This window comes from Parachitinimonas caeni (assembly GCF_030129945.1).
GTDB lineage: Bacteria > Pseudomonadota > Gammaproteobacteria > Burkholderiales > Chitinimonadaceae > Parachitinimonas > Parachitinimonas caeni.
The window spans coordinates 20,924-40,835 of sequence record NZ_JARRAF010000024.1 but is presented as its reverse complement, the minus strand read 5'-3'; the positions used below and the strand labels follow the sequence as shown (position 1 = coordinate 40,835).

Sequence of the window (19,912 nt, the reverse complement as noted above, 5' to 3'; positions counted from 1 at the left end):
TGCAAATCTTACGTCAACAGAACCTAGGCTCTGTTGACGTTTTGTTTCCGGTCAAGCCAGGTCCGATTAGCAGAAGGAGAAATCATGAGTTACCCAAAGCAAGTTACCATCGTGGAAGTTGGCCCGCGTGACGGCCTGCAGAACGAAAAAACACCGCTATCCACTGACATCAAGCTGGAATTCATCGACCGGCTGGCGGACGCCGGCCTCAAGGTGATCGAAGCCACGGCCTTTGTATCCCCCAAGTGGGTGCCACAGATGGCCGATCACGCCGAGGTCATGCAGGGCTTAAAGCGGCGGCAGGGTGTCCGCTACCCGGTGCTGGTCCCCAATATGAAGGGCTACGAAGCCGCCCGTGCCGTCGGTGTTGATGAAATTGCGGTATTTGCCGCTGCCTCGGAAGCCTTCTCGCAAAAAAACATCAACTGCAGCATTGAAGAGAGCCTGCAACGTTTCGAGCCCATATTCGCCGCTGCCCGCGCGGAGGGTGTCGCCGTACGTGGCTACGTGTCTTGCGTCATGGGCTGTCCCTATCAAGGCGAGGTTCCGCTCGCCGATGTGGCGAGGGTCTCCAAGGCATTGCTGGATATGGGATGCTATGAAATCTCGCTGGGTGACACCATTGGCGTAGGCACGCCGATCAAGGCACGCGCCATGATCGAAACGGTCAGCCGCGTCGTGCCGATCGACAAGCTGGCTGCTCATTTTCATGACACTTGGGGCCAAGCACTGGCCAATCTTTACGCGGTACTGGAAATGGGTGTTGCCACTCTGGACAGCTCTGCCGCAGGCATTGGCGGCTGCCCCTACGCCAAAGGCGCTTCGGGCAATGTCGCAACAGAAGATGTGGTGTATCTACTGCAAGGGATGGGGATCGATTGCGGCATCGACCTCGACCGTCTGGCCGAGGCCGGCCGCTTTATCAACGCACAACTCAATCGTCAGCCAACATCCAAAGTGGCGGCTGCATTGGCTGCACGGAGCGCTTGAAGCGACGTTCCGCATCAATGGCTTCAGAAACGGGTACCAGCCGCAACGCCAGCTCACCCGGCAGTCTGGCAACCATCGGGAGCGGCTGGTCGTCTTGCACGACTGGCCGTTCGATCTCGCCACTGCTCATGTCCAGCATCATTACCATGGGCCTACCCTCCTCCGCATAACGCGGTTGTCAACGCAACAAAATTTGTTGCCCTTGACTGCAATATCGGGCTATGCCGCGAAAACTTCAACGGGATTTATGCCGGGAACTGCCGAGAACTCAAATTCTCACAAACCCGACATAAGCGCCGGCAGCGTGAAATAGAAGGTAGCACCTTGATTAACCGCAGCTTCTGCCCAGATATCACCGCCATGTCGCTCCACCACCCGCCGTACAGTAGCCAACCCGATACCGGTGCCAGGGAAGTCGCTTTCGTGATGCATGCGGTGAAACACCTCAAACAGTCGGTCGGCGTGGTCCATATCAAAACCTGCACCGTTATCCCGCACAAAGAAGCCCGAGCGGTCACCCTCGGTGAAACTGCCGAAGGTGATTTCCGCCCGCTCGCGATGAGCGGTGAACTTGAACGCGTTCGCCAGCAAATGCTGGAGCGCAATTTCCAGCAAGCGCGGATCAGCCTGGATGCGCGGCACCGACTCAATGCACCAACCCACCTGACGCTCCGGCGCAGATGCCTGTAATACCGTCACCAGCGATTGCACCAGTTCCGCTGGATCGAACTCGATGCGATGCAAATCAAGCTGCATTACCCGCCCCAAACCCAGCAGATCATCAATCAGGCGGTGCATGCGATCAGTAGCAGTACGGATCCGCCCCAGGCAATGCAAGCCTTCCGGCCCCAGCTGAGCGGCGTGGTCTTCCAGCAACTGAGTGCTGAAGCCCTCAACAGCACGCAAAGGTGCCCGCAGATCATGCGAGATCGCATAGCCGAAGGCTTCCAGCTCTTCATTCGCCCGACGCAATTGGCGTTTGAGGTCAGACTGCGCAAGCTGGCTACGGACCCGTGCCAGCAGCTCTTCGGGCAGCAAGGGTTTGGTCACATAATCCACCGCCCCCACCTCGAAACCGCGAACCTTGTCCCCCGTATCCGATAGCGAAGTCATGAACATGACCGGTATGCCGGCGGTTGTCTGGTCTTGCTGCAGACGGCGACAGGTTTCGAAACCGTCGATTCCCGGCATCAGTACATCCAGCAAGATCAAATCGGGACGTACCATCCTGGCCCGATCAATGCCAGCGGTTCCGTCTTCCGCCGTCAGTACCCGATACCCGTGGTATCGCAGACAGTCCGCCATCAGTTCAGTGCTGACAGGGCTGTCATCAATGATGAGAAGGGTATGCGCTGCCTCGGTAAATCGCTTGCTGACGCTCATCCGGGCCTCCCGCCAGGGCGTATGTGATAAGGCTATCGACGTTCTGATTATCGTATGTCGCCAGCCAGGCAACAGGCTTTCTTGCCTGTATCTGCTGCCATTCATCGCCTGACCACGGGTAGGCGACAGCGCAGCCCTGTGCTATTTCTCCGCCAGCCTGACGATCTGGCGGCTGGCAATCCGCGTGGCACTATTCAGACCGTCTTCACCCATCGCAAATAAATGCCTTATGGTATGCCGGGAATAATCACGATTTGAATATTGGAATATTTTTCAGAACACAATGTTCCGATTTTTAAAACAAAAGCCATTTAATATTATTCAGCCCATCCGCCAGATTCCCTTATTTTTCTGGTTATTTTAAAACCCCTGAACGCCTAATCCACATTGATGCAAGCAATCCCATATCTTCTGCACTGAATTGATAGATATGTACATTTCTTCAAAGGGCTATCCAACCTACCAGTATTGAGTGCTTTGGAGAACCATCCTGCCATTGGTATGGCCTGTCACCACTCAAATCCGGCAGCAATCCATCAATTGCCCCTGCGGTATTCATCGTGCTAGCCTGCCGGCCTGCCAATTAGAACCAGGCAGATCGTTTTGAATACAAACCAGGAATATAAATAAATGAAACCAAATAAATTTATCGCCACAATATTGTTATGTCTGGGCGCCACCTCCCTGGCCCAGGCCATTACGCCGGGCCAGGCGGATTATCTGGACCGGCTCTATCGCATCGGGCTGGATCGGGCGCCAGATGAAGGCGGTTGGACATTTTTTTCAAACACCATCAGTTCGCAGGCTTGCAATCAAGAGCAAGTGAAAAGCCTGACGCTGGGCTTTTTTACTTCAGCTGAATTTAACAATGCCAACCTCACCACGGCGCAGCAGCTGAGCCGGGTTTATCGTGTCGTGCTCAACCGTGTTCCCGATGATGGCGGGTTGGTGTATTGGGGAGATTTGATCGACAGCAAGGCTGTCACTTTGGGCGGGGTTATTGAGGCGTTTATCAACTCGGAAGAGTTTACTGGCGGGATCTTGCCAACCTACTGCGCCCCGGCAGCCAGTGGCTGTACTTTGGATGGCCAGGTCTATCCCGTTGACACCAAGCCTTATGACGACCCCACCCGGCCCGCGTATGACCGCAGCAGCAATCCGGTTTTCCTGACCCAGACTGTGTCGTCGAATGCGGATGGCACACGTAACTTCCGCTGCCAGAAGCAGATCCAGCGCGTTACGCCCACCATGACCTGCACCACAACCGGATGGCAGAAAGGCGAACGCACGGCACCCAAAACGGTGAAGACCTGGTTTCCGCGCAGCAAGCCCGCTGCCTACGTCTGTGCCGAATAAGCGCCACCTCCCGAAGCCAGATGCGACCGACGATCTGGATTGAGGGGCTGTGGCGCCACCAGCCCAGGCGCTGACGCTGGGTGGCTATTTGTCGCCACCCAGCGTACCGCCAAAGAAATAGGTCATGCGCTTGCGCGGATTCAGGTAGTCGAACACCGGCTTGGGCAGTTGGCCGGGGCGAATCGAGCGGGCAATCGTGAAATCGGTTTCTTCTTCCAGATCGACAATCACCGCCTCGTTTTTCGGCACGTTCGGATCGTAGATCAGCACGCAAGGCCGTAGCGGCTTGCTGGAGTTGACTGATACCACAATCCCCAGCACTTCATTGGTCAACACCACGACGGTACCGGGCGGGTATACCCCCAGACAACGTATGAACACATTCAGTGCCGAGGGCTCGTAGCGCGCCCGGTTCTGGGCAAACATCTGCGCCAGCCCCTCGTGCGGCGTCAGCGAATCGGCGGGATTGGGGCGATTGCACAAGTTGTCGTAGTCGTTGGCGACACAAACGATTTTCGACAGCATCGACAAGGCCTCCCCCTTGGCACCTTTCGGGTAGCCCGTGCCGTTGACGTACTCGTGATGCTGGAAAATCACCGTCATGACCTCGGCCGGCAGGCCAATGGTCTTGCCCAGCTTCAGCCCATACGCCACATGTTGCTGCAGGAATTCCCGCTCGGCATTGGTGAGCGGCGTGGTCTTGTAGAGAATGCGCTCAGGAACCTCCACCTTGCCAATGTCGTGGAACAAGGCCCCCAGCCCCAGTAATCGCACCTGTTCGCGCGGCAGATCCAGCTCCTTGGCAACAATCATGGCCAGCACCGCAACGTTCAGACTGTGCTGATAGACCTCCTCTCCCGCCACCTTGTCGCTCATCAGGTGGATGGCCACATCCTTGTCGGTAAGCATGGAATCGAGCATCAGATCCATCAGCTGATTGGCATCCTTGACCGACTCCTGCGGCTTGGCAAACAGATTCCGCGTCAACGATTTAACGATGCGTGAAGTGCTCAGCAAATGCTTTTCGCAATCGACAATGGCGTGCCGGGCTTTCTGCAGTCGTTCCAGGCGCGCCTTCTTGGCGGCAATCGCTGCGTCATGCTCCCCCGGCGCTGCCTTGATCACGGGAGGCGGATCGGGATTGGCGGCTGGCGGCAGCACATCGCTTTTGGCAGGATCGTAGCGATAGCGGGACTGCCCCAGCGACCGCAGGATGTTCAGCTGCTCATCCGTCTTGATCTTGAAACTGCTCAACGCAAACGGGTGCTCCAGCCAGCTGAGATCGATAAATACGTACAGGCCGATGCACAGCTGGTCTGGCAGCACGTAGTGTTGGCCCGGTTCCTGCGTCATCAATGTCCTCCCGTGCAAGGCCCCGCCGGATGGTCATTGATCACCATCAAGCATCCGGCAAGGTCTTGATCTGCAACCCTTCGTTAGAACCCGCTTATGCACTTTCTGCAAAAAGCCAAAAAAACACTGTTTCTTGTCGAATAAGTCCAACTACGGATTGGGCGAAAGCAAAAAAACGTGTACTGTCCGCCCCTCTGCGCGCTTTTGAGTCATAGCACGTATTCAAAGCAGGTTTGCATATGGCGCCCGAAACCGGTTCAGGCCCTGCTATGCCGCTATCCGGGCTGCACCACCAGATTTGGCCTGGCGGGTTCCGGCGTGCCGCGTACATCAGGAACCACCGTCTATCGCCCTGCCATGTATCCATTGCAGGCCGGCTTGTGTACCGCCCCCTGCCTTGCTGATGGCGATACGCGACAGAGATTGAACAAGCCGCACACAAATAATCTGATTTAAGCAGCGCCTCTGGCCCCTTGCAGCGACCCTCCATTCAAATGTAGCTGTCAATGGCCAACATGCAGCCGGAATTGGCGCCAGAAGCCTGCTATTAGTTATAGAGAACCGGTCTGCCAAATGCGGACGTAGCGAAGACCACTGCCTTGGAAGTAGGTGATGTCGGCACTTTTTTTCAGATTGAGAAAACGCGTCAATAGCACCCTGCCCGTCTTCACTTCAGGAAAACACGTTGGAAACAGTGCCTAAAATGGAAAAACATATACCCGGGCATCGGCGCCCATCACCCGCTTCGGCCCGTGGTAACGTCAACGGGGGGACGCCTCGATGAGCGAAGTGGCAAGAGTTTTTGTGGCCTTATGGCCGGATGCGGCCGTCAAACAACAGCTGGAGCAAGTCAGCGAGCGCCTGCATCGTCAATGCGCCGGTCGCTTGACCCCTACCGACAACCTGCACCTGACACTCGCCTTTCTCGGTGACACCCCGGCTTCCCGTATTGGCGAGTTGCAGTCAGTGCTGGCCACTTTTCAGTTTCAGCCTTTTCTGCTCAAGCTCGACAAACTGGGCATCTGGGCTGGCAATGGCATCGGCTGGATGGCCCCGGCCCGCATTCCGCGCGAGTTGAATGAGCTGGCCGACGCGATTCGGCTGCTGCTGGAAAAACACCAGTTCTTTTTCGACATCAAGCCCTTCAAGCCGCATGTCACCTTGCTGCGCCGTGCTAGGCCCGGCCGCACCGCGCCAGCGGTTAATCCTGTGAACTGGCCGGTATCGCGTATTGCACTGGTTGAGTCCCGTCTTGCTAACGACAAAGCCCAATATGTGCTGCTGGGGGAGTATCCCTAGGCTGCCGCCTGTCGGTTGGCTGGTTTGCCTGCCTTGCTTTACCCAGCCCCCTCTCTATAACGAAACAAGATCGTCTGTTGCATGTTGTCTCCAAGTCTCCCTCGAAGGCGGCGGTTGCCGCCTCCTTGCCAAGCCGGCTCCCTCAGGGCCGGCTTCATTTTTGGTGCCATGCAAAGCATGGCTAGGCTCTCAGTTCAGAACCTTGCAACACATTTCAAACCTCGCCGGGCGTACTGCAGCCATTCTCACCTGCCTGAGCCTGATGCCTGCTTCCCACCCGACAACCGGCACCAAAGCGCCCAAGCCAGCCGGCAACGGGTATAATTCGCCCCCTTTTGCCTGTCCGCAGAGTATTTGCCATGAATCCCATCGCCGACATTGAGTCGCTTGATTTTGAAGGCCACGGCGTCGCCCATGTCGGCGGCAAAGCCATTTTCATTGATGGCGCTTTGCCGTTTGAACAAGTCGTCTACAGCAGCTATCGCAAGAAACCCACCTTCGAGAACGCCCAGGCCATCAGCATCCTGCGCGAGAGCTTCATGCGCGTGAAACCGCGCTGCCAGCATTTTGGCGTCTGTGGCGGGTGCTCGATGCAGCACGTTGATGCCTCGGCCCAGGTCGCGATCAAGCAGCGGGTGCTCGAAGACAATCTGTCCCATATCGGCCGGGTTAAAAGCCAGCGCATTCTCTCGCCGATCCACGGCCCGACCTGGGGTTATCGCCATCGCGCCCGGCTGTCTGCCCGCCATGTCGCCAAGAAGGGAACCGTGCTGGTTGGTTTTCATGAAAAGCGCTCCAGCTTCATCGCCGACATGCAACGCTGCGAGATCCTGCCGGCCCGCATTTCGGCCCTGCTGCTGCCCTTGCGGGCACTGATCATGCAGCTGTCGATCCGTGAGCGGATGCCACAGGTCGAGCTGGCCATCGGCGACAAGGTGGATGTGCTGGTGTTCCGCATCATGGAGCCACTCAATGGCGACGACGAAGCACTGCTACGGCAGTTTGCCGATCAGCATGGTGTGCAGATCTGGTTGCAGCCCAAGGGTCCGGATACCGCCTACCCGTTTTACCCACTGGATGCCCCGGCGCTGACCTATAGCCTGCCCGAGTTCAACGTGGTCATGCCCTATCGGCCCACAGAATTCACCCAGGTCAACCCGCATATCAACCGGGTTCTGGTGCAACGGGCGCTGGATCTGCTCGACCCGCAACCGGGTGAGCGCATTGCCGACCTGTTCTGCGGACTGGGCAACTTCACGCTACCGATTGCCCGTCGGGGTGCAACGGTACTGGGGATGGAAGGGAGTGAAGGGCTGGTGCAACGGGCGCGTGAAAATGCGCGCTTCAATGGGCTTGCCGACCGCACCGAGTTCCGTGTCGCCAACCTGTTTGAAGTCACGCCAGAGTCGTTTGCAGCGCTTGGCAGTTTCGACAAGCTGCTGATTGACCCGCCACGCGATGGCGCCATGGAGCTTTGCAAATCGATTGATGCCGACAACGCGCCAAGCCGCATTGTCTACGTCTCGTGCAACCCCGCCACCCTGGCGCGAGACGCCAATGTCCTGGTCAACACCAAGGGCTACACCATGAAGGCTGCCGGGGTGGTCAATATGTTCCCGCATACCGCCCACGTTGAGTCGATTGCCTGGTTCGAACGCGAAGCGCTGGCGGACTGACGGACGCTATGCCGTGCCGCCTCAGTGCGGTGCGGCCTCTTGCGCCGATTCGGTCGGCGGCAGGCGCTGGGGGTCCAGATCCGGTGGCGTCCGTTTGGTCAGCAACGTGCGGTAGAGCGTGGCCAGACGCCCCGCCATGGCGGGTGCCGACCACTTCGCCACATAGGCCAGACCTCTTGCCGCCAACGTCAGCCGGGCATCCGCATCCTCCAGCAACCCCAAGACCTTGGCCGCAAACACCGTTTCATCTTCCGGCGCTATCAAAGCGCCCTCACCGTCTACCAGCACGTCCTTGACGCCAAGTTCCGCCGTCGATACCACCGCAGTGCCCGCCGCCATTGCCTCCAGCAACACCAGTCCTTGGGTCTCGGTTCGGGAGGCAAAGACAAACACATCAGCCGCTGCATAGCAATCGACCAGCGCTTGCTGGCGCTCCAGATAGCCAACCAGTCGTACCTGCGGCACCAACCCCAGATCGCTGATCTGCCTTTGCAGGGAGGGCAATGCCGGACCTTCACCAGCAATGATCAGCAGGGCATCCGGCCTGCTGACCAGCACTTGCCGGAACATGCGGACCAGAAAGTCGATGTTCTTTTCAAACGCCACGCGCCCGACCGTCAACAGGATGGGAGTTTCATCGGCAATCCCGTGCGTAGCGCGAAATCGACGCCCCACGCCCGTTGCAAAACGCTCGGGACAAATACCTGTCGGCAGAATGGTCAACGGTTGCCTCACCCCGTAAGCGGCAAGCGCCGAGCGTATCGGGCCGGAGGGCACCACCACGGTGTCCACGGCGTTACATTGCGACCGGCTGAACCAGCGCGCCGCCGCCCTGGCCATAAAGGCGGGCAGCAAAGGTAGATAGAGGTGCAAGTATTCTTCGAAGAAGGTGTGATAAGTCTCCACCGTCGGCACCCCCAGCCGGCGGGCCAGCCATAACCCGAGATAGTGGGCCTGAAACGGCGTCTGGATGTGAATGAGGTCATAATCCTCATCCCGCAACACCGGCAGCAGCGCCTTCACCTCCCGCCCGTGCATCAACCGGTCTTCCGGATCAAACGGCAGATAACGCGAGCGAATCCGCCAAGTAGGCAGCCGATCCTCCCACTCTGCAGGGTAGGCCGGCGCAATCAGATGGACGGTATGCCCCAGCGTCTGCAACTCTTCCGCAAAGGTCTGGATGGACGTCGATACCCCGTTGATGCGGGGGAAATACACATCGGAAATCAGCAGGATCTTCACGCCACGCCCCTTGCAAGTGTGCAATGGTGACAGGCTAGAGGGGGTTTGTTACGGGATGAAGTCGGCGAGACAAAAACACCAGACGGCGCGCAACCGGTATAGAAAACATCAACGGTACCAAGGCGCTATGGACCCCTTTTCCCGGTCCTGAAGGATCGGATGTTGACGCGGGCCCAGACGCCAAGCCTACCGCATCGTCATTCCATGCAAGGGCTTTGCAACAACAGCCAGCCTCAAAGGCCGACCTGCTCCGGAGCGGTTTCGCCAGACAGGCGACGCGCCGACGTTTTATAGTGATCGGCCAACCAATCATTCCTTTGCTGCCATGTCGCCCGCCCACTATCGCCACATTGTCCTGTTTGCCTTCCACCCCACCGCTTCGGACGACGAACTCCGCCGCCTCAGCAACGACTTTGCGCAGTTGCCCAGTCAGATTTCCGACATTCGCGCGTTTGAAAGGGGGGTCAATATCAGCACCGAGCAGCTGGACCAGGGCTTCACCCATGCTTTCCTGCTCACATTTGACGACTCGGCCGCCTGCGACCGCTACCGCGACCACCCTGCGCACCTTGCCTTCGTCGAAAGACTGAAGCCGGTGCTGGCCAAGGTTCTGGTTGTGGATTACCTGGCGGCTTGACAGCCTGCCCCTAGGCTCTGTTGACGTTTTGTTTCCGGTCGGAAATAAAACGTCAACAGAGCCTATCCTTTTTCGGCTTTTCTGGTTTTGGGGCTACCCTTTGCCTCGGCGGGTTTGTTGCTGGCCATCAACCGCTTGGCCAGCGTACCGACCGAGACCTTGGTCCCGCCACGCAGGTTTTTCGAGATGGCCTCTCTCGTCCACATCACACCCTTGATTCCCCAGATGCCGGTGAGTACCGACACCGCAATGGCCTTCGCCCGTACCCGGCTTTGTTCCTGAGGTTTTGGGTCCAGCTGGCAAGGCACGTCAAGCATCACCGAGCTGGCAATGAAAGACGAACAGGCATGGAACACCACCAGCTGGGTGTCGCGATTGACGGGCATACCGTTGAATTCAAGCACCTTGCCATCGGCAAGCTTCTGCGCGTTGGTGCGTATCCAGCCAAATAACTCGTTCTGGCTGTAGAACGAGTTTTCAGAGAAGAAAAAGGCATAGCCATAGGCTGTGCCAATCAGCACAAACAGCGCTACCAGCGGAAAAAGCGATTGTTTGAAGAACGTATAGGCCAGCACATAACCAATCACGCAAAAAAGCAGTGACAACACACGGACCGCACCCTGGCTCATAAATACCTCATTCGTTTCTGAACACCTGATCACTCTTCAGCAAACCCGGCTGGCGGGCGCATCGTGCGCCTCAAACCTGAATGCCAAACCGAACAGGTGCTGACCATTAATCTTTAGATCGCCACCTTATTACCCGCCCGGCCACGCAGCCGGCATGGGGGTAACGATTATGCCCGTCACAATCCCATTGGAATAGTCGGATGTCGTATTTCGCCCCAGCAAAGCCGAGCCTTGCCGACGCTATGTTTCGAGCACCCTTCCACTATACGAAGTCTCATTAAAAATGGCTGCTTGCGATGTGGCGGTCTGTCAAGGTGGTTTTTCCTGATGAATCGGTGATCCATCCCCCTTGGGCGGTTACTCAAGCAGCATCGACCAGTTCGGCATGCTGCTGAATTGGCAAAGACCGAACCGAATCACCCGATGACCGCAACAGGAGGCCATATGACCATGAACCAGGAAGCCACCCAGATCATTGCTAACGCACTGGCACAGTTGGGCTTGCAAGTCCCCAGCCCGATGACAGAAAACCTGTCGATCACCTTGAAAGACCAGACCGTGCTTCGCATCGATGTGGTCGATAGCGGCAAGCGTGTCGTGGTCTGGAATGAGCTACTGCGCTGGCCACGCCCGGAAGAAGAGGCTGAATTGCTGGAGAACCTGTTGCGTATGCATGCCTTCGGTACAGCCACCCAAGGTGCTGCATTCACCGCCAACCGTGAAGCGGGCAGCGTTGTGGTATTCAAAAGCTTCCCGTCTCACCGTCTGAGTGCCGACTGGCTGGCCGAAGAGCTGGAAAGCCTGGTGGCCTTGATTGCGCAGATTCAGGCAATGGGCAAGGCAGGTCAATTAGGTGGCGATGCTGCAGCCGGTCAGGCCAGTGTCGGCGGCACACCCTCCTTTGCGTGAGGTATTCCCATGAGCATCAGCGGAGACAGTTTTAGTATCAGTAGTGTGCAGGTTAGCCACGTGCAAGAGCACGACCAGGAAGAGCAGGTTCAGGGCTCGAAGACCTTTGAAGACGCCTTGGTGCAACCAGAATCTGGCGGGGGTTCGTCCAGCATCACGCCCAGCGGCAAACAAGTTGCCAGCTACAGCATGGCACTAGGTCGAAACTTGCTGGGAGTGGGTGCAGGGCTTGCTTCTGGTATCTATGTCGCCACCGAGGGCCTTAAGGCCACGCTTGTCACGACGGCTACGGTCAAGACGGTCGATAAATTGATCGGCAGCGACAAGATTGACACCGTTGACCTGGCCATGACAGGGGTAGACCTCAGCATGAAGGCTGGCATTGGCGTCGGCATGGGGGTCGGCAGTACAGTGATTTCGCTTCTATCGCCTTATGAGAGCAACCCGGACACCCTGCTCTCCGACAAGGAGCGTGTGGGGACGCTGAGCAAGATGTTTGATGACGTACAGTCAAATAAAGGCGTCAGCACCCAACACAAGGATGCCATCAAGCTCATGGATGATCTCGGTGACAAGGCTTACCGACGTACGGGTACCGATGAGAATGGCAAGCCCACCTACACCAAGATGAGCAAAGAGGAATATCGCGCAGCCCTGCTGCATGGTGCGCACGTCGTCGTAAAGGGAACCGGAACCCTTGATGCCTTCAAAGGCATCGACGGTCTGGAAATGGTCGATCGCTCGGGCAAAGGCAAGTCGTCGCACTACACCACCATGGATGAAGGCATCGACCGCGAACAATACGGCATCGACCTACCCATGAGTGATGTAGGAGGGGACGGTAATGGCTTTGGCCATTTGCTGGCCGGCAAAACCTCGCATGGCGATACTTTCTTCCAGCTGGAAGGGCACGGCACCAAGACCTGGGGGCAGTGGCTCAAACACGCCGGCGACCTCTTCACCCACCTTAATTCTTTGGCCAACGTTGGTCCGCAGGGTGTCATTGATATGGTTGAGGGGAGCCAGACCCATATCGTGATCAACCCCGATTAAGTCATCACCACAGGGCTGTCCCGGCAAGCCGTGGCTTTACTGCCACGGCTTTTTTCATGCCGGCCGTGCCATTCATTCCCTGCAACCGCAGCAGTTTCTGATCGTCACACCCGAACTTTTGCTGGCGCCGGCATACCAAAGCCGTTCTGTCACCGTTGACGCTACCGGAAACCATTCATGCTCAGGATCTCCCACTATGGTCTGGCGTTGTCGCTTTGCCTGGGGTTGATGGCCCCAGCCTATGCCGACCCCTCTCCTCTTGTCTCTGCCGAACCGGTCAAAGTCGAATCGGTGCAGGTCGTGGCTTCGCGGTCTGCGATTGCCGTGCCCTATCAGCAGGCTTATGAAGTTGCTCACAAAGTACAGCAGGCAACCGCCGGCCGGATAATGCTCGGCATGCGGCTGGTCCCAGCCAGGACGGATGTCAACATGGACAGGCTGCAGCTGCAGATCAGCTCGGAAAACGAAGATCTCGATATTCCACTGCAGCAGGGGCGCTTTTTTGTGATACCCGTGATTGAGCGACTGGCAAAGGACAAGGGGCATTTCTATCTGAACCGGAAGTCCGGTGAGATGGGGGTGCATCTGATGCTGATCCCGACGGATGGGCCGGAAGGGTGGACCATGCGTCGGGTGCAGCAGGCCGTTGCCGACGGCAATCTGGCGCTCAGAGCCTTTCTCCCCTGGTATGCACGCCCATTCATTGCCGATGCAGACGCCATCGGCGCCTGTAGCCCCATCGCCGGGCGCAGCATCGCGCTGCAGGAGGGCGGCAAAGTCACCCTGAACCTGAAAGCCGACGAGCTGCACACCGGTCGTTTCGGGCAGACCCTCCACTGCGCCAGGGTCCGGGGGGACGAGGTCCAGTCCCGGGACGCGAAGCTGATGTTGCCTGATGATGGTGAAATCGTCCTGCTGGCGGCTCCACCACGGGTTCGCGACAGGGGTTAGGTTCGATTGACGTCAGGTTTGCGGTCGCCAGCAATCAGTGGGCAAGGTCGTCCTGAATCAGCCGTACGATCAAATCATCCAGCGTATCGACGGAATAGTTTTTGACATCGTGGACGGTCTGATCGCCGGCGCCTTGTTCCGGAGCGGCGGCATCGCGATAAGTCAGGAAGACAAACTTGCCACCGGTGTACTGGGCCAGCTGGCGGAAGACGAACTCGCCTTCCTTCGACAGCCCGCTAGCCCCCACGGCATGCAGGCGGATTCCCTTGGCCAGCGCAGCAGCGGCCGTTTCATCGTAATACGGGCCGCCGTAGTCCATATGGGGCTCGGCATCGGCGACCAGAATCGCTACCCGCGTGGTATTCCCACCGCGCCACTGTAATTTGTGTACGGTTTCCTTCAGCGCTTCGTTCAGAGCTTCCGGCCGGTCCCCGCCGCCTGCAGCCGAGAGGCCATTCAACTCTTTTTGCAGATTGGCCACGTTGGCGGTCAGGTGCAGGCCCTTGATCAGGAATTCGTCATATTTGTCACGATAAGCCACCATACCCAGGCAAAGATTCGGTCGATTCGGCAGCTTGTTGATGCGGTCGGCAATCGTACTCAGGCTACGCCGCAGCTTGTCGATCTCTGCCGACATCGAACCGGTTGCATCGACGATAAAGACAAGATCCAGGCCCGTCGTCGCCTCAACCGGAGTATTCAGCTGAAGGGTGACGCCCTGCTTCTGGCCCCGCACCAACGGTGCCGACCCGGCTTTATCGCCCAGCCGGGCCGAGATCAGCAAGTCCTGATCCCGCAACTTGGGGTTGAACACCGCATTGGGGGCGAACCAGACCTGTCCTTTCTGATCCGTGCGCGCCCAGACCACAGTTTCCTGACCGAGCGTGGCCGATACCAGGGCATTGGCAACCGGCTTACCCTCACCATTGCGCACCAGCACCCGATAGCGCTCGCTGACATCCCGTGGCCGATAGCCCTGCAATTGGGCATTGCGTTGCAGATAAGCCTGATATTCGCCAAAGTCGGCATTGTCATCGACAAATCCGGCCTTCACCGGCTCGTTGCCTCCCCCTTTCTGCAAGGCCGGCGCAGCCGCCGCTGGCGGAGGCGGTGGTGCCTCGGCATAGACTGCCACTGGCTTGGGTGCCCGTTTCATGACGGATCCACTTACGGCTACACGGTCTCTCCCGCCGCCTGGAGCCGACATCACGGCGACATCCTCCCGCAGCACTTGGCCCCCAGCCCCCAGCCCCGGCGTACCGAAGGTTTTAGCGTCGGCCGGGCAGCTCGTTGCCTTGGGAGGACTGAATTCGGGCACGCCATACAGGGGGCTGGTATAGATCACAGGTTTGGGTATTTGCACCAGATCGCCCCCACCATCGGGCATCGGCGCGGCCGAGGTGGCTACGGAAAAAATCGCGGTGGCAGCCATCGCGATCGCGTTGAAAGGCAGGCGTAGAGACAGGGTCATGGAAACCTCGCATCAGGTGGACGAATCGCTCCGGTCATGGCCTCTTCAGTAATCCAGACCAGAGCGCTTCAAATTGAACATGCCGATGAAACGGCCGGAGCCTGCGAAACGGGTTACAAGAAGCAAAATTTTTTCAGCGAAATTTCTTTATATGAGAATCCGCAACGCTCAAGACTTGCCGGGCCAACGCAGCCGGCCCAGCAAAGACAGCCCCGAGCGCTTGGCACTGCCCGCCTGCTGCAGCTGTACCAGTCGGAGTTCGGCGTCCTGATAGCGATACTGGGCTGGCAGCAACATCCACTGCCGCGCTTCTTCCAGATTCTGCTCGACCCCACGCCCCTCCTGGTACATGCACGCCAACCGATAAGAGGCCCGATGATCGCCTTTGACTGCAGCGCGCTGGGTGTATTCAAACGCCAGGGAGGGGTTGAACGGCCCCAGCTCGCCGGTTTCGTAATACAGGCCCAGATCATGCAGGGCCTGGGCACTACCGGTCTCTGCCGCACGCAGATACCACTTCAGCGCTTTTTCCAGATTACGGGCAATACCGCTGCCCGTGCGATAACAGCTGGCCACATGGTAGATCGCCTGGGTTTCGCCACGACGGGCGCTCAGGTGATATAGCTCAAAAGCCAGTGGCAAGGTTTCCGGCAGATCGGGGTCGGCCAGCTCGCCGGCCAGCTTGAACAGGACTTCCACCGGTAATTTGTCAGCGAGCTTCAAGGTTGTTCGTGCCTTGTCGAGCTGCCCGACCACCCGCGCCTGTTTGATTTGCATCAGCCGGGCTTTGGCATCGGCAAAGTCACGGTCTGCGGCTTTTCTCATCCAGTCGTAAGCACGATCCAGATCCCGCGCAATCTCGCGCCCTTCGGCAAACAGACAGCCGAGGCGATACCAAGCTACCGTCACGTCAGCTTCTGCCGCCTTCCGGTATAAACCAACCGCACGGGGAACATCTTTGGCGACGCCCAGCCCCTGCGCATACAGATCTGCCAGCCCTTGGGTCGCTACCGCATCTCCCTGCGCACTCGCTTTCTGATACCAGTGCGCCGCCCTTGCAGGATGCCGAGGCACGCCCGCAGCCGTTTCATAGCATCGCGCCAACGTAGTTTGCGCTGCCGCCACCCCGGCAATGGCAGCCTGGCCCAGCCACTCCAGGGCCAGCTCGGGCATCTCGCTCCCCTCCTCCGCCATCAAGGCATGAGCAGACCAATACGCCGCAGCGGGCTCATTCTGGGCCAGTGCCTGTCGATACCATTCCTCGGCCCGCACCGAATTGGGAGGCACTCCCTCTCCGGCACGAAAAATATCGCCGAGCAGGGCCATGGCCGGCGCCCAGCCCGCCTTGGCGGCGCGATGCAGGAAAATCAGCGCCCGCTCGGCATCTTTTGGCTTGTGCCGGCCGAGCAAAAACAGCTGGCCCATTTCGAATTCAGCGGGCGGGTAACCCAGATCGGCCGCCTGTTGCCACAGCGTCAACATGCGAGCCGGGTTACCATCCCCCAGCAGACCGGCTTCATGCAGCTTGGCCAGGGCATAACGCGCATGTTCCTGGCCCGACCAGTCAGCACGGCGCGGACCGTTCGCGAGCAGCCCCTCAAAGTAGCTGGTCACCTCATCTACCGTCGGGGCAATGTCTTCCGGTAATCGCTGCAACTGCGCTGCCACCCGCGCGGCAAGCACCCATACCTGCTGTCCGGAGCCTGTCAGTTCCACCTCTACGACCGGTCCGGCATCGACAGTCCGCATCATCCGGCGGACCCGGCCAGGCAACACGCCGGCCTGCGCCAGTACGCCATCGCCAGGCTCGACACGCCGCCCATCGGCGTAGCGAATATCCGGCGCCTCCCCCTCATCAGTCAGCAGGCATGCTTCGCCCTCTCCCGGCGCCGAAAGCCGGTGCAGCGCATCCTCCAGCCAGCGACGGCAGGAATCCGTAGCGTCGGTAAACAGGCGGCGCTCCAACCAGCGTAGCGGCAGGAATGGCTGGTCGCCGATCAGCCCGACGACTTCCCCAGCCAATCCATCGGGCCGCTTTACCTGTTCAGGCCAATGGTCTGCAGCCTGTTCACGCGCAAGCCAGTCGAGCGGTCGATTTGCCGCCCGGCTCAGATAATCACCCAGGTAAAACGCCAGAAACAGGCAGAAATTGAAAGCGGCCGGATGGCCAAGAAACGCGGCTGGCTGCGGTTGCACCTTGCTGCGCAGTTGGGCCAGCAAGGCATCTATCCGGTCCAGACTGTCGGCACTGCCGTCGAGGCGGCTTTGCTGCAGTGCTTTGAAGTAAAGAATACCGCCTGCCACTTCCTGTCCCTGGCGGTAAGCATCGAGATACTGCGCAGCCTTGTCATTCATTCAAACATCTTGCCGGATCACGCCGACCTGCCCCATTCGAGGCGGGGCCGGCAGAATCAAGCAGCCAATTATGCAAAAGGCATAGATGATAATGAACTTACCCCCTCGCCGACCAGCCCTGGCATCGAAAATGCAGCGCCAGCCCCTGCAAAGACAACAGCACTTACTCCGAACGCCGTATCAATCTGATTGTGTTGGCAGGCAAGGAGTTCGGGCAGATCCGGCCAACCGAATGGTCAAACAAGCAGGCCAAGGCCCGTTTACCGCGCTCGCGCGCTGCATCGCCCAGATCCACAGGCTTTCGTGCCAGCAGCTTTTGCCAATCGGCTGCATCAAACCAATCGAGCAAGGGCAGAAGCTCTGACGGGTACAACGTCTGCGACTGCTTCAAAACCACTTCGTCTAACCAGCCACGCAGAAGCTGGCGCTTTCTCGCAGGCGGGTCAGGCGCCTCCAGCAGTGTTTTCAGCATAGGCGCCTGCCACCAAACCGGAACACCTTGCGCCATCAGCTTGCGCACTGTGCCCCAATCGCCTGCCAGCACGGCTGTGGTGAGAACTTGGTGATCGCCATCGAGTGCCTGATCCAACACAGACTCCACTCGTTCAACCACCGGCTTTTCCCAAATACTTTCAGGCTTTTGGCTATGACGCAGCACCTGCATCAGCGGGTGATCTTTCTGTAAAGACGCGACATAGCGCCAGAAGTCATGGGTCACCTCATTGCGCGACAGCGGCTGAAACACCCAGCCATTGGCTGTCTTGACCCACCCCAGAAGGCTTTCTTCATCTGGCCAGCACCTTCCGAGGGACCGCCAGGCAAACCAGAACACCTGCCCGGTCTGCTTATCGATAAAACGCTGCTGCAGGCCAACTGCATTCAGGTCAATCAATGCTTTCGACTCGACATACCCCGACTGGCCTTTTACCAGCAGAGTAGTGGCCGCCACCGGATCGGGGCAGCTCGGATTGAGAGAAGGCTCAGGCCCGTCAAAGCCATATGGCTGCCCCGCGAGATAGTCAATGACAGATTCATCGCCTGACAGCAACACGCCACAGCCCTGACCATCGGGTAAATCCAGCAAGGTTATATCGCCGAGATTTACCGAACGATCCCCCGTCGCGGGTGCCTTCTCGACCAGGCGCTGACGCAAGTTACCTTCCACCTTCAAGGAACACTCGACAGGCATGGCTTGAAAACGATCAGGCGGAACAGACGGGCTATGCAGAATGCCAAGCTCTTTCAATTCTTTGATCCGCTCCGGATCGGACCGGAACACAATATCCCCACGCATCTCAATCTGTGGGCGCCGAGCCCCCTCAGCCAGCGCTGTCTTGATGGCAGGCACCAGTGTTTCAGGCAAAGCTTCGGTCTCGCCGGCACACAAAAATACACATTGCCTTTGGTATGGAGCCAGCATGGCCTCCGCCCACTCTCCGCGCCACTCAGCAATGGATCGGATCAGCGTTGCCACCGGCGCCGTATCGAACTGCGCCAGCTTCAGCCCTGCCAACTCAAGCTTGGCCGCCTGCGGCTGATAACCACGCTCCAGCAACAGGGGCCAGAGCGCGGGTTCGGTGTAAACAAACAACGGGGGCAATTGCCCATTGCTTGCCGGCAGGGCATTCAACTTGGGCAGGCGCCCCAGCAACAGGCGCCAGTTGGCACTGGCCACCGATTGGGCAGGATTGCCCGGTGACACATGCTGCGTCATGGCGGCGAGGGCAATCTTCGCATGCACCTTCAGCGTCTGCGCCTCCACCCGCGCCAGCTGCTCGGCAAACACGTCTGGCGTCAGTATGCTGCTCCAGGCCATCCAGTGCCTGAGCGAGGCCGGATCGTTCAGTGCTCGTCGTAACCGGGCCTGATCCAACCCGGCCAGCAGCTGACGCACCGGCGCAATGCGCTTGGCCAAGTGGCTTGGCTCGAACTGTTCGATGCTCTGGTCAGTAGTGAAGAACTCGCGGTGGATGGCCTCGATCAGTTTGCGATAAGCCAGATCCTGATCTGTCATCGCCAGCAGCTTGCGCAGAGGTGTGGTCGAATCGGCGCTAACAATAGGCTGAGGGGGCTTCACCAGCTGGTAGGGGGGACGGGCCAGCGCCGCCAACACCTGCTTACGCTGGTAGCGCTCTGCCAGATCCAAAACCTTGGTCTTATCCCAATCCTGCAGACCCAACCGTGGGTTGGCCCCCTGTTCCAGCAGCCACAACGCTGTCTGCTCGAAACCCGCTCTTAACGCATGGTGCAGCAAGGTGCCCTGATATCGGTACGCATCAAAGTCGGCCCCCAGGGCGCGCTGCTGCACCAGCCAGCGCTGCAGTTCAGCCTCATTGCGGGGGGGACGGCGCAGACGAGGCGTCCCGTCCCACCAACCGTCAGCGGGTTTCGCCGCAGTCATCGACAGCAGCCCGGCAAAAGCGCGGTCTGTCGCCGCCGGGTCAAAAGTCGCCGCACTCGCCGTCAACGACAAGCCCAGTCCCAGAAACATGCCGCACCGGATCAACACTTTGCAGATTCGAACATTCATTGGACGACCAGCCAGACAGATTGCCTTCCCCGCAGCTCAGCGAAGGAGAGGCCTTTCAATCGAGGGTGCCGGCACATG

Annotated in this window: 16 protein-coding genes; 8 read left to right on the top strand and 8 right to left on the bottom strand. The window is 58.6% G+C overall.

Features of this window, described 5'->3' with window-relative positions; translation table 11 throughout:
• Window positions 1-84: 84 nt before the first annotated feature.
• The gene (locus tag PZA18_RS17200) at window positions 85-990 is read left to right on the top strand and encodes a hydroxymethylglutaryl-CoA lyase (RefSeq protein ID WP_284102108.1); all 906 of its coding nucleotides are present in this window, start codon (window positions 85-87) and stop codon (window positions 988-990) included.
• On the opposite strand, the gene PZA18_RS17195 is transcribed toward PZA18_RS17200, so the two are convergent.
• A complete protein-coding gene (locus PZA18_RS17195; protein WP_284102107.1) occupies window positions 935-1,138 on the bottom strand; it encodes a hypothetical protein in 204 nt (67 codons plus the stop codon). The genes PZA18_RS17200 and PZA18_RS17195 overlap by 56 nt on opposite strands.
• A gap of 128 nt (window positions 1,139-1,266) precedes the next feature.
• Window positions 1,267-2,373: a sensor histidine kinase gene (locus PZA18_RS17190; protein WP_284102106.1), complete on the bottom strand. Its 1,107-nt coding sequence runs from the start codon at window positions 2,371-2,373 to the stop codon at window positions 1,267-1,269.
• 630 nt (window positions 2,374-3,003) lie between these two features.
• Between PZA18_RS17190 and PZA18_RS17185 the strand changes: the two genes are divergently transcribed.
• The gene (locus PZA18_RS17185; RefSeq protein WP_284102105.1) at window positions 3,004-3,729 is read left to right on the top strand and encodes a DUF4214 domain-containing protein; all 726 of its coding nucleotides are present in this window, start codon (window positions 3,004-3,006) and stop codon (window positions 3,727-3,729) included.
• A gap of 84 nt (window positions 3,730-3,813) precedes the next feature.
• Here PZA18_RS17185 and PZA18_RS17180 read toward each other — a convergent pair whose 3' ends face one another.
• A complete protein-coding gene (locus tag PZA18_RS17180; RefSeq protein WP_284102104.1) occupies window positions 3,814-5,082 on the bottom strand; it encodes an HD-GYP domain-containing protein in 1,269 nt (422 codons plus the stop codon).
• Between the two features lie 780 nt (window positions 5,083-5,862).
• On the opposite strand from PZA18_RS17180, the gene thpR reads away from it, so the two are divergent.
• On the top strand, window positions 5,863-6,381 hold the full coding sequence (gene thpR / locus PZA18_RS17175) for an RNA 2',3'-cyclic phosphodiesterase (RefSeq protein WP_284102103.1): 519 nt from the start codon (window positions 5,863-5,865) through the stop codon (window positions 6,379-6,381).
• A gap of 359 nt (window positions 6,382-6,740) precedes the next feature.
• Window positions 6,741-8,057, top strand: coding sequence for a 23S rRNA (uracil(1939)-C(5))-methyltransferase RlmD (gene rlmD / locus PZA18_RS17170; RefSeq protein WP_284102102.1), 1,317 nt, complete (start codon window positions 6,741-6,743; stop codon window positions 8,055-8,057).
• Window positions 8,058-8,078: 21 nt separating this feature from the next.
• On the opposite strand, the gene PZA18_RS17165 is transcribed toward rlmD, so the two are convergent.
• Entirely contained in the window at window positions 8,079-9,299 is a 1,221-nt protein-coding gene (locus PZA18_RS17165; RefSeq protein ID WP_284102101.1) for a glycosyltransferase, read from the bottom strand.
• Between the two features lie 325 nt (window positions 9,300-9,624).
• Between PZA18_RS17165 and PZA18_RS17160 the strand changes: the two genes are divergently transcribed.
• A complete protein-coding gene (locus PZA18_RS17160) occupies window positions 9,625-9,936 on the top strand; it encodes a Dabb family protein (protein ID WP_284102100.1) in 312 nt (103 codons plus the stop codon).
• A gap of 62 nt (window positions 9,937-9,998) precedes the next feature.
• On the opposite strand, the gene PZA18_RS17155 is transcribed toward PZA18_RS17160, so the two are convergent.
• Window positions 9,999-10,565, bottom strand: a complete 567-nt coding sequence (locus tag PZA18_RS17155) for a hypothetical protein (protein ID WP_284102099.1) — start codon at window positions 10,563-10,565, stop codon at window positions 9,999-10,001.
• 444 nt (window positions 10,566-11,009) lie between these two features.
• Here PZA18_RS17155 and PZA18_RS17150 point away from each other — a divergent pair, with 444 nt between their 5' ends.
• The 3 genes from PZA18_RS17150 (at window position 11,010) to PZA18_RS17140 (ending at window position 13,478) form a co-directional block, all read left to right on the top strand.
• Window positions 11,010-11,474, top strand: coding sequence for a type III secretion system chaperone (locus tag PZA18_RS17150; protein ID WP_284102098.1), 465 nt, complete (start codon window positions 11,010-11,012; stop codon window positions 11,472-11,474).
• Between the two features lie 9 nt (window positions 11,475-11,483).
• A complete protein-coding gene (locus PZA18_RS17145) occupies window positions 11,484-12,527 on the top strand; it encodes a hypothetical protein (RefSeq protein WP_284102097.1) in 1,044 nt (347 codons plus the stop codon).
• Window positions 12,528-12,704: 177 nt separating this feature from the next.
• Window positions 12,705-13,478 (top strand): hypothetical protein, encoded by a 774-nt coding sequence (locus tag PZA18_RS17140; RefSeq protein ID WP_284102096.1) that lies wholly within the window; start codon window positions 12,705-12,707, stop codon window positions 13,476-13,478.
• A gap of 34 nt (window positions 13,479-13,512) precedes the next feature.
• Here PZA18_RS17140 and PZA18_RS17135 read toward each other — a convergent pair whose 3' ends face one another.
• From PZA18_RS17135 to PZA18_RS17125, 3 genes are all read right to left on the bottom strand, one after another.
• On the bottom strand, window positions 13,513-14,949 hold the full coding sequence (locus PZA18_RS17135; protein WP_284102095.1) for a vWA domain-containing protein: 1,437 nt from the start codon (window positions 14,947-14,949) through the stop codon (window positions 13,513-13,515).
• 168 nt (window positions 14,950-15,117) lie between these two features.
• Window positions 15,118-17,304 (bottom strand): tetratricopeptide repeat protein, encoded by a 2,187-nt coding sequence (locus PZA18_RS17130; protein ID WP_284102094.1) that lies wholly within the window; start codon window positions 17,302-17,304, stop codon window positions 15,118-15,120.
• Window positions 17,305-17,467: 163 nt separating this feature from the next.
• Entirely contained in the window at window positions 17,468-19,834 is a 2,367-nt protein-coding gene (locus PZA18_RS17125; RefSeq protein WP_284102093.1) for a hypothetical protein, read from the bottom strand.
• Between the last annotated feature and the right edge of the window lie 78 nt (window positions 19,835-19,912).

What these genes read in the sequence shown, in the direction of transcription:
- PZA18_RS17135 (WP_284102095.1), bottom strand. Translation starts at nt 14,949, where the DNA reads ATGACCCTGTCTCTACGCCTGCCTTTCAACGCGATCGCGATGGCTGCC.
- thpR (WP_284102103.1), top strand. Translation starts at nt 5,863, where the DNA reads ATGAGCGAAGTGGCAAGAGTTTTTGTGGCCTTATGGCCGGATGCGGCC.
- PZA18_RS17155 (WP_284102099.1), bottom strand. Translation starts at nt 10,565, where the DNA reads ATGAGCCAGGGTGCGGTCCGTGTGTTGTCACTGCTTTTTTGCGTGATT.
- PZA18_RS17185 (WP_284102105.1), top strand. Translation starts at nt 3,004, where the DNA reads ATGAAACCAAATAAATTTATCGCCACAATATTGTTATGTCTGGGCGCC.
- PZA18_RS17145 (WP_284102097.1), top strand. Translation starts at nt 11,484, where the DNA reads ATGAGCATCAGCGGAGACAGTTTTAGTATCAGTAGTGTGCAGGTTAGC.
- PZA18_RS17190 (WP_284102106.1), bottom strand. Translation starts at nt 2,373, where the DNA reads ATGAGCGTCAGCAAGCGATTTACCGAGGCAGCGCATACCCTTCTCATC.
- PZA18_RS17195 (WP_284102107.1), bottom strand. Translation starts at nt 1,138, where the DNA reads ATGGTAATGATGCTGGACATGAGCAGTGGCGAGATCGAACGGCCAGTC.
- PZA18_RS17180 (WP_284102104.1), bottom strand. Translation starts at nt 5,082, where the DNA reads ATGACGCAGGAACCGGGCCAACACTACGTGCTGCCAGACCAGCTGTGC.
- PZA18_RS17200 (WP_284102108.1), top strand. Translation starts at nt 85, where the DNA reads ATGAGTTACCCAAAGCAAGTTACCATCGTGGAAGTTGGCCCGCGTGAC.
- rlmD (WP_284102102.1), top strand. Translation starts at nt 6,741, where the DNA reads ATGAATCCCATCGCCGACATTGAGTCGCTTGATTTTGAAGGCCACGGC.
- PZA18_RS17140 (WP_284102096.1), top strand. Translation starts at nt 12,705, where the DNA reads ATGCTCAGGATCTCCCACTATGGTCTGGCGTTGTCGCTTTGCCTGGGG.
- PZA18_RS17125 (WP_284102093.1), bottom strand. Translation starts at nt 19,834, where the DNA reads ATGAATGTTCGAATCTGCAAAGTGTTGATCCGGTGCGGCATGTTTCTG.
- PZA18_RS17160 (WP_284102100.1), top strand. Translation starts at nt 9,625, where the DNA reads ATGTCGCCCGCCCACTATCGCCACATTGTCCTGTTTGCCTTCCACCCC.
- PZA18_RS17130 (WP_284102094.1), bottom strand. Translation starts at nt 17,304, where the DNA reads ATGAATGACAAGGCTGCGCAGTATCTCGATGCTTACCGCCAGGGACAG.
- PZA18_RS17150 (WP_284102098.1), top strand. Translation starts at nt 11,010, where the DNA reads ATGACCATGAACCAGGAAGCCACCCAGATCATTGCTAACGCACTGGCA.